This window comes from Pseudomonas sp. ICMP 10191, assembly GCF_001467335.1.
Taxonomy (GTDB): domain Bacteria; phylum Pseudomonadota; class Gammaproteobacteria; order Pseudomonadales; family Pseudomonadaceae; genus Aquipseudomonas; species Aquipseudomonas cerasi.
Window position 1 is genome coordinate 1 of record NZ_LKGW01000139.1, and the last position, 8,229, is coordinate 8,229.

5 protein-coding genes, 5 pseudogenes and 1 riboswitch are annotated in these 8,229 nt (G+C 52.8%); of the genes and pseudogenes, 3 read left to right on the plus strand and 7 right to left on the minus strand.

What is annotated here, in order from left to right; all coding sequences use genetic code 11:
- From AO388_RS30100 to AO388_RS29750, 3 pseudogenes are all read right to left on the minus strand, one after another.
- Positions 1 to 937: pseudogene (locus tag AO388_RS30100) on the minus strand (chloride channel protein); the annotation flags it as partial.
- 79 nt (positions 938 to 1,016) lie between these two features.
- Positions 1,017 to 1,089: riboswitch (Fluoride riboswitch) on the minus strand.
- A gap of 81 nt (positions 1,090 to 1,170) precedes the next feature.
- Positions 1,171 to 1,494 (minus strand): annotated as a pseudogene (locus AO388_RS21780) (DUF190 domain-containing protein).
- A gap of 10 nt (positions 1,495 to 1,504) precedes the next feature.
- Positions 1,505 to 1,633 (minus strand): annotated as a pseudogene (locus AO388_RS29750) (fluoride efflux transporter CrcB); the annotation flags it as partial.
- A 423-nt stretch (positions 1,634 to 2,056) separates the two neighbouring features.
- On the opposite strand from AO388_RS29750, the gene AO388_RS21785 reads away from it, so the two are divergent.
- Positions 2,057 to 2,446, plus strand: a complete 390-nt coding sequence (locus AO388_RS21785; RefSeq protein WP_003315976.1) for an antitoxin Xre-like helix-turn-helix domain-containing protein — start codon at positions 2,057 to 2,059, stop codon at positions 2,444 to 2,446.
- A gap of 442 nt (positions 2,447 to 2,888) precedes the next feature.
- Here AO388_RS21785 and AO388_RS21790 read toward each other — a convergent pair whose 3' ends face one another.
- The 3 genes and pseudogenes from AO388_RS21790 to AO388_RS29760 form a co-directional block, all read right to left on the minus strand.
- Positions 2,889 to 3,101 (minus strand): hypothetical protein, encoded by a 213-nt coding sequence (locus AO388_RS21790; protein WP_054069858.1) that lies wholly within the window; start codon positions 3,099 to 3,101, stop codon positions 2,889 to 2,891.
- A 205-nt stretch (positions 3,102 to 3,306) separates the two neighbouring features.
- Positions 3,307 to 3,495, minus strand: a pseudogene (locus AO388_RS29755) (hypothetical protein); the annotation flags it as partial.
- 41 nt (positions 3,496 to 3,536) lie between these two features.
- A pseudogene (locus AO388_RS29760) lies at positions 3,537 to 3,722 on the minus strand (SAM-dependent methyltransferase); the annotation flags it as partial.
- A gap of 170 nt (positions 3,723 to 3,892) precedes the next feature.
- Here AO388_RS29760 and AO388_RS21800 point away from each other — a divergent pair.
- Complete coding sequence (locus tag AO388_RS21800) at positions 3,893 to 5,392, plus strand: ATPase domain-containing protein (protein ID WP_058417098.1); 1,500 nt, start codon at positions 3,893 to 3,895, stop codon at positions 5,390 to 5,392.
- Positions 5,382 to 7,499 carry an ATP-binding protein gene (locus AO388_RS21805; RefSeq protein ID WP_058417099.1) on the plus strand — a complete coding sequence of 706 codons (2,118 nt, stop codon included), beginning with the start codon at positions 5,382 to 5,384 and terminating at the stop codon, positions 7,497 to 7,499. Before AO388_RS21800 ends, AO388_RS21805 begins: the two co-directional genes overlap by 11 nt.
- 63 nt (positions 7,500 to 7,562) lie before the next feature.
- Here AO388_RS21805 and tnpC read toward each other — a convergent pair.
- Positions 7,563 to 8,229 (minus strand): IS66 family transposase (gene tnpC / locus AO388_RS21810; RefSeq protein ID WP_236713932.1); only part of this gene is annotated, 667 nt, incomplete at its 5' end.

Sequence of the window (8,229 nt, forward strand, 5' to 3'; positions counted from 1 at the left end):
GCTCCCCAAGGTGGCTCCAATGTAAAACAGCGGAGTGACTTCGCCGCCCTTGAATCCAGTCCCCAGGGATACAACGGTGAACAACATCTTTCCAAGCCAGTCCCAAGGATCCATTGGCATGTGAAAGGATTGGACGATGTGCGACTGCGATCAGCAGGCCTCCGGCGAAGGGGCGTAATGGCGAATAGGAGATAAGTCGTTTAACGAAAGCTCCGAGCTTATGGGTGGCCGTCGCGAATAGAAGGCCAGTGAGGCCGAAGATAATTCCTGCAGCTACCACAGCCATGACGCTCCAGAGCTCCACGGGAACCACTTCGCCAATGACGTAATGCGTATGAACCACTCCCCAGGCTTTTGGTCAGCAACGATTGCCGCAACCACGCAAGGGAAAAGCGCGTCGTAACGCATACGTCCGATGGCCAACACTTCAAGTCCGAACAAAGCCCCGGCAAGAGGGGTGCCGAAGACGGACGCAAAGCCAGCACTGATACCGGCCATGAGAATCACCCGGCGATCTTCGCGGCGTAGCCGAAAGACATGCGTCAGTTGATCGGCAAGAGCGCCGCCCATCTGCACCGCCGTTCCCTCACGTCCCACAGATGCACCGAAGAGGTGGGAAACCACGGTTCCGATTAGCACCATCGGCACCATGCGCAAGGGAATAGTCTTTTTAGGATCGTGGATCTCATCGATGATCAGGTTGTTTCCGGCATCAACTGGTTTGCCTATCAGGTGATACGCAAGTCCCTAAGCCAGCAACTGGCAGGAGCCAGAGCACCCAGGGATGGGCTTCTCGCCACTGGGTGGCATGATCCAAAGAAAGGAGGAATAACGCAGAGGCAGAGCCTGCCAAAAGAGCTACAAGACCAGCAAGCGCAAGCCATTTCGCAATATAGGGCAGTAAGTCGAGTTGTTCAGGTCGTCGAAATTTAGACATTTGGCCAGCCACAAAAAGTAAGTAGGCCTGACCAAAAAGGGATTCTGAGCGCGAACGCCTACAGACCTGATTTGATCAGGTTTCTGTAGGCATCATCAGCTGCTACGGGCGCAGCGGTTGGTTAATGGAGGAATGCCATCTCCAATGCGCCGATCTTAGCTAGCCCTGTCCAAAATGTAAAATCGTGTTACGGGAAGGCGTCGTCAAGTCACAGCTTATGAAAGCACGCCAAACTAGGTGGCATCTTTTCCGACGAAGCCCATCTCAATTGGGGTCTTTATATAAAACAACGAGATATCCTCAAGCTCCAATCGCTTGAACAACTTTTCCGATTCGTCCTCGGTGATGGCCAGACGAATTTAGGTAGGCTGATCCGCCATTTCAAAAAAATGCGAGGAATGCAGCCGACCGGTATGCCCAAAGCCTTCAATATCTGTGGATAGGGTCGCACCTCGCAGTCCCATTTCTTTCGCCAAATCAACGATCCAGTCGCCGAGAATCTTTCCCTGATAGCGACGGTTCTGTTGGGTAAAGAAAGTCACCAGGAAACCTTTCATGTTCATCTCCTCAGCGCGTGTCGAATATTTGATAGGACAGAAGCCCGGCAGCCGTCATTGCCAGCGAACCCACGACGTGTAGTGAAACTGAGCCGAGCACCCAGAGCAGCCTGCCTTTCTGGATCAGGACAACGGTTTTGCCGAAAACGTAAAAAGGTAGTTAACCAATCATAATCCTGTCCTGGATTGGCGACATGAAGCTAATACACCTACGCACCCTGTCCAAGGTTCACGTACGCATCATGTGCACTGGTCAAGTCGGATGCAAACGGGTGGTCAAGTGAATGCAATTACACAGCGTGCTGATAAACGTAATTCTACACTCGCATTTTGGCGAAATGCCTTCATCAAGTCGGAATTTGCGTTCTGACGTCCGAGAACGGACCTGGGTTTGATCGGAGGGCTTACGGTCCCACCTTAGGGGTCAAGGCATTGAGGACGGATCTGACACTGGGCGGAAACCAAGCTTTCCTTGATCGTGACAAATTGAAACGCCTCCAAGGTAACAAAATAGACCCCATCTTAAGGTAAACTGCTCCACAGTTGAGGAGATGTAATCACGATGGCCAGCAAACTTCTTTCTGAGCAGCAATCCATGACCGGCTTAAAGGTCGCGTTACGGATCATTCGCGCTTGGCAAGCGACACCTGCCCAAGCATGCAGCATTCTTCGTATCTCAGCCTCGACTTTCCGTCGTGTTTCGCAAGGTGTAGATGCAGGCCGCAGGCTGGACTTGGATCAACAGCAGCGTATTGGGATTGTGCTCGATATCCATGCATGCTTACGTACAGTCTTCGACAATCAGGCGAACATTCAGGGCTTTCCCGGCCTTGCGAACCATAATCCCTTCTTTGAGGGACGATCACTGATTGAAACAATGGCCAATGGCGACATGATCTCTTTGCACGAGACCTACAAGCGCATTGAGCAGCTTCAGCTGGGCCAGCCTTGAGCTTTATGCTGAAGCCCATTTAGACGAAAGAGGGAACAGGGATTTGAAGCATTAGGAAGTAAGTTCGAACAGGTTCGTGCAGTTTTGTTTGATGGCTTGTTAGCAGACGACCATAGATCTGGGCGTAAACTATGCCATGCAGTTTTCTGCCAGTGCTGTGCTCGTGCGCGCCGAATATGATGAACTCGCCAGCGGTGGCACGGATCAGGAAAATTGCCCAACTGACCTGCCTCCGCGCCCTGCCGGTGTATGGCTAAGCTAGGATTCATCGAGCCCTTTGGCGTCTGTGCTTATGTGCGTTATGTGGATCGGCCCTATCAGTGGCGAATTCCACGTAGGCCATGGGCAGCAGTGTTCGGGTCATTCTGGCCAATTGTCACAGAAGCTTCTATGGGTCTTCGCTTTGTTGCAAATCCTATATGGAATTAAGGTAACCATCGCCCTACCTGACAATAAAGATCAATTCCCCTCTGTCGGTCATTGCCATGCCATACTTGAGTCTACCCAAGTACTGCTCGTGCATTGAGTAGACCCGATCGTCGACGATCCGGAATATCGCGATGTCTCCAGACCAGACGTTGCCCTTGAAGTCCAGCACACCCAGCCTTGCGTTGTTCTGCCCGTAAACCTCGAACGTGGTCGTGATGCATTCCATGACCGCATATCTCCTTGACGATGCCTAGTTTTTTGGCTATGTGAACCATAGCAGCTTACGGACACGCGGCCAGTTGCATTAATTTGAAAACCTACAGGTATTGTGGCAATTGAAGAAGCGCTTCGACTTACCGGACGTTTAGGTTCTTGGTCAAATCCGTACTGGCTTACGTTTCGTTTAGATACGCCAAACTGGCACCGTCACTTTAAGGGGAGAGTGTGGATGGCTGGTGTTCCAGAGACCTATACCAGCCTCGCTCCCTCAACAAGGCGACGTAAAAGTCTTGGGCGGTCATCAATTTCGGGTATAAGAAGACAGACACGTCCGCTTCCAAACTGTTAAGCAACAAGTTACTGCCCACTGAGCGGCGCGCTATAGGGCACCCGGTATGCCGACTGTTTTCGCCGGTTTGGACGCGTATGCCGTTGGAAGGCGCTAAAGCTTTCTCAAAAGATAGACCCGCCACATGGCGTAGAGCGGTATGAAGTCAATACGTTCTTCGATAGCGAACCCAGCCGAAAGAAATTCCGCCTCTGCGGTTGCGCGATGCAGGACAAACCGATTTTGGTACTCACCTTGCCTACCCGATGCCCTGCGAGCAGCCTCCTGGCGTGAGCGCCGTAAGCGCGTGGGGAAGTCACCTTGCATGGTTCAGGTCTGCATATTTTTCCCTCGCATCTGATTTCTTCGGTTGGTGGCTGGCATCGTATGGCGGTAGCGAATAGTAGACTTCATACTGGGCTAGGCTCAGGACAGCCCTTACGGCTCGCCAGCTATTCCAGAGGTCAAAAATGGTTCACCCCCGCCCTATCGTCTCGACTGGAAACGTCGGATTTGACTCAGTTCTGAAAGGTGGGCTACCTAGCAATCGTCTTTATTTGCTTGAGGGTACGCCTGGTTCGGGAAAGACAACGCTAGGGTTGCAGTTTTTGCTGGACGGGGTTGCCGTTGGCGAGCAAGTGCTCTACATAACCCTTTCTGAAACCAGTGAAGAGCTTGAGAGTGTTGCCCACTCCCACGGTTGGACGCTGGAAGGCATCGATTTGTTTGAGTTCTCTTCTACTGAAGAGGTCTTGGGCGAAGACTACGAGCAATCAATCCTGCACCCTTGGGAGGCAGAGCTTGGAGACACCATCAAGCTCATTCAACAACGCGTTGACAAGCTGCAACCCAAGCGTTTGGTCTTCGACAGCCTTTCCGAAATGCGTCTTTTGGCTCAAGACCCTCTGCGTTACCGCAGGCAGGTGTTAGCGCTCAAGCAATATTTTGCAGGTCGGGATATTACGGTGATGTTAGTCGATGACCTGACTGCATCCAACGGCGAGCGAGATAACCACCTACACAGCCTCTGTCACGGCGTGATCACCCTAGAGCGATTGACGCTTGATTTCGGAGCCGCGCGAAGACGTCTTCAGGTGCAGAAGCTGCGTGGTGTCGATTTCATAGCAGGATTTCATGATTTCACGATTCGCAAAGGTGGGATCGAGGTTTACCCACGCCTGATCGCATCCACCCACTATTCGGACTTCAACGCTGAAGCTGTCGCAAGCGGAGTAAGTGAGTTAGATGAACTGTTAGCAGGAGGGCCTCTTAGGGGTACCAGCACTCTAGTCACAGGCCCAGCTGGTTCGGGCAAGACTACAATCTCACTGGCCTACCTGAGCGCCGCATGCCGACGAGGCGAAAAATGCACCATCTATGAGTTTGATGAGCGGGTCGGTACGCTGATCTCTCGTGCAGACAGCATGGGCATGGATTTGAGCCGTTACGTATCAAGCGGTCAGTTGGTTATTCAGCAGATAAACCCAGCAGAAATCTCTCCAGGAGAGTTCGCTTGGCGTGTCCGAACTGAGGTCGAGCATCGCGGCAGCACTATGATTGTCGTTGATAGTCTCAATGGCTACATGGCAGCAATGCCACAGGAGCAGCAACTGATTTTGCAGATACATGAGTTGCTCTCCTACCTCAGTCAACTCGGGGTGGTGACCTTCCTCATCAATCCCCAGCATGGATTGGTCGGTACTATGTCGACGAATCTCAATGTTTCCTATGTGGCGGACACCGTCATGCTGATTCGCTTTTTCGAGGCACAGGGACGCCTGCGCAAGGCGATATCGGTGCTCAAACATCGGGGCGGGCCACATGAGGACGCCATTCGAGAGCTTCGGATTGATTCCAGAGGGGTACGGGTAGGCGAGCCTTTATCCAATTTCCGGGGGGTGCTGACCGGAACGCCTGAATACTTTGGCGCCGATGTTCCTTTGATGGAAGAGCGAAAGCGTGTTGAGTAACCCGCACACTGAAACTAAAACGTTGCTGATTGTGGCGCCTTTTAAAGGAGACGCCCTCAGTTTGGTGAAGTTATTTGGCGATAGATATCCACTGCGCGTCCATAGCAATTTACTCTCTCTTTCGCTAGCACTGAGTGAGGATACCGGGCTGGTGATACTCACAGAGGAGTGCCTTTCTGGCGATGTGATAAGCCTTGCAGTGGCGCTGAGTAATCAGCCGGGCTGGTCTGAAATACCCATCATCTTGCTTGCATCGAAAAATGGACGCTCTGGAAGGGACACAGAGCTGGCTAGGCGTCGGCTACCTCACTCAGCAGGTCACGTCGTTGTCTTGGAAAGGCCTCTTAGCTCAACATCTCTCTTGAGTGCTGTTGCTGCCGCATGGCGCTCTCGTGAGCGTCAATTTGAAATGCGCGAAAGTCTGAATCAGCTGGCAAAAGAGCGAAGCCGCCTGGGCATTCTGCTCGAAAATATCCCCGTCGGAGTCTGTTTTATGGATACGGAGGGGGCCCCGGTCATCAGCAACCCTCTATATCGTGCATACGTGCCGGGAGACGTAATGCCGTCCCGGCAGCCAGACGGAGCGGCTCGATGGGTCGCACTGGACGAACAGGGACGAAAGCTTGAGCCTCACATGTTTCCTGGCGCTAGAGCACTGAGAGGCGACCCTGCGACAGGGGTAGATTTCTACCGCAGGCTCGACGGCATGCAGGAGTCCTGGATGAGGGTCAGTGCGGTGCCGCTGTATGACGAAACCCGCCAGATCATCGGTGCGGCATCAGTCATTGTCGATATCAATGAAGAAAAGCAGGCTGAACTAAGTCTTCGACGGTTCAATGAAGAGCTTGAAATTCAGGTGCGGTCGCGTACTCAAGCATTGAGTCAGGCTGTTGAGCGGCTGAAAGCGGAAAGTGAAGAAAGAGCCCGAGCCGAGGATCAGTTGCGACAGTCCTTGAAAATGGAGGCCGTGGGCCAACTGACTGGCGGAATTGCACACGACTTCAACAACATGCTTACCGGCGTCATTAGCGCGCTGGACTTGATAAAAATACGCATGGCGAAGGGGCGGCTCGATGGTGTTGAAAGATTCATGGATGCGGCGCTGACTTCTGCGCAGCGAGCAGCATCTTTGACACACCGATTGCTGGCTTTCTCCCGACGCCAGTCTCTTGATGCCAAGGCTGCCTCTGTCAACCATCTGATTAGCTCGCTTGAAGACCTACTTAGAGGAACCGTGACAGAGAAGATTGTACTCAGGCTAGACCTCTGTGCAGACGAGCCTTGGGTTTTGGTTGATACAAACCAGTTAGAAAATGCCATCCTTAACTTGGCAATTAATGCCAGGGACGCCATGCCCAATGGCGGAACGCTATCCATCGTGACGACAGTTGAGCCAGCTCTTGAGATAAATGCCACAGCGGTGGTGAGGATACAGGTCAGGGACACCGGCTGTGGAATTGCACCCTCGTTCATAGAAAAGGTGATGGAACCATTCTTCACCACCAAGCCCATTGGACAAGGAACGGGTTTGGGATTATCCATGGTGTATGGGTTTGCGAATCAGAGCAATGGCAAACTTTTAATCGACAGCACCCTAGACGTCGGGACGACTATCTCGATCTGCTTGTCAGAAAATACGAAGTCTGAATTTGAACAATCAAGTCACTCAGACGTTGCCGCCATGGGTCAGGGTCAGTGCATTCTCTTGGTTGAAGACGATGATTCTGTGCGATTAATTAACCAAGAGGCTCTCGGAGAGCTTGGATATCGAGTTTATATAGCCCGGGACGGAGATGAGGCATTGAGAGTATTCAATGACTTAGCAGATATAGATATTCTTCTAACAGACGTAGGCCTGCCTGGCATGAATGGCCGTCAGTTGGCTGAGGTCATGCAACAATTGAAACCGCGTTTGCCAGTGCTATTTTTGACGGGGTACGCAGAGGGTGCCATGGCTCGGGCGGACTTCCTCGGCCCGAGCATGCAGCTTTTGACCAAACCCTACACACTGGAGATATTAGCCAGTCGAGTAGCAAGCATGCTGGCGGAGGATCAGCTTATCTCTGATAACTTGGCTGGTTCGGAGTCGACTACGGGCTTCTATTGAAGTTTGGAAGCACCGTGCGCATGCTTTGTAAGGATGCCGCTATGCAATGAAGGCCTGGCGTAGCTAAGCAGACGTCCACTTGTGCGGCAGTAACCCCATAATCTCACTCGCCCGCTGCGTCGGCAGGCGCGTGAGAACATCCTTCAAGTACACATACGGATCATGGCCATTGAGCCGCGCAGACTGGATCAAACTCATGATCGCCGCCGCTCGTTTGCCGCTGCGGCGCGACCCTGCAAAGAGCCAGTTCTTGCGTCCAAGAGCCCATGGCCGTATCTGGTTTTCCGCCCAATTATTATCAATGGGTACGGCCCCGTCTTCGAGGTAGCGCGACAGCGCTGCCCAGCGTTTCAGGCTGTAATCGAGTGCTCTGCTGATAGCCGAACCTTCGGGCACGAGATCGCGCTGGGCGATCATCCAAGCATGCAGCATGTCCATCACTGGTACAGCCTTTTCTTGCCGTATTCGACGCCGTAAATCCGGTTCCAGGTCGCGGACTTCGCTCTCGATTTCGTAAAGCAACTGGATGTAGCGCAAAGCCTGCTCGGCGAGCTGGCTCTTGTTGGTGGCATGCAACTCGAAGAACTTGCGTCGTGCATGACTTGGCCGGACGGATACCGAGATCTGCGACTTGCGCCGACGCTGCCACCTCGCGTGGTATTGGGTAACTACCAGCATTTGGGACTCTTTGACGGACAGAATCTTGCCATCCTCAGCCCGCGCAATGGGC

What these genes read in the sequence shown, in the direction of transcription:
- AO388_RS21790 (WP_054069858.1), bottom strand. Translation starts at nt 3,101, where the DNA reads ATGGAATGCATCACGACCACGTTCGAGGTTTACGGGCAGAACAACGCA.
- AO388_RS21800 (WP_058417098.1), top strand. Translation starts at nt 3,893, where the DNA reads ATGGTTCACCCCCGCCCTATCGTCTCGACTGGAAACGTCGGATTTGAC.
- AO388_RS21785 (WP_003315976.1), top strand. Translation starts at nt 2,057, where the DNA reads ATGGCCAGCAAACTTCTTTCTGAGCAGCAATCCATGACCGGCTTAAAG.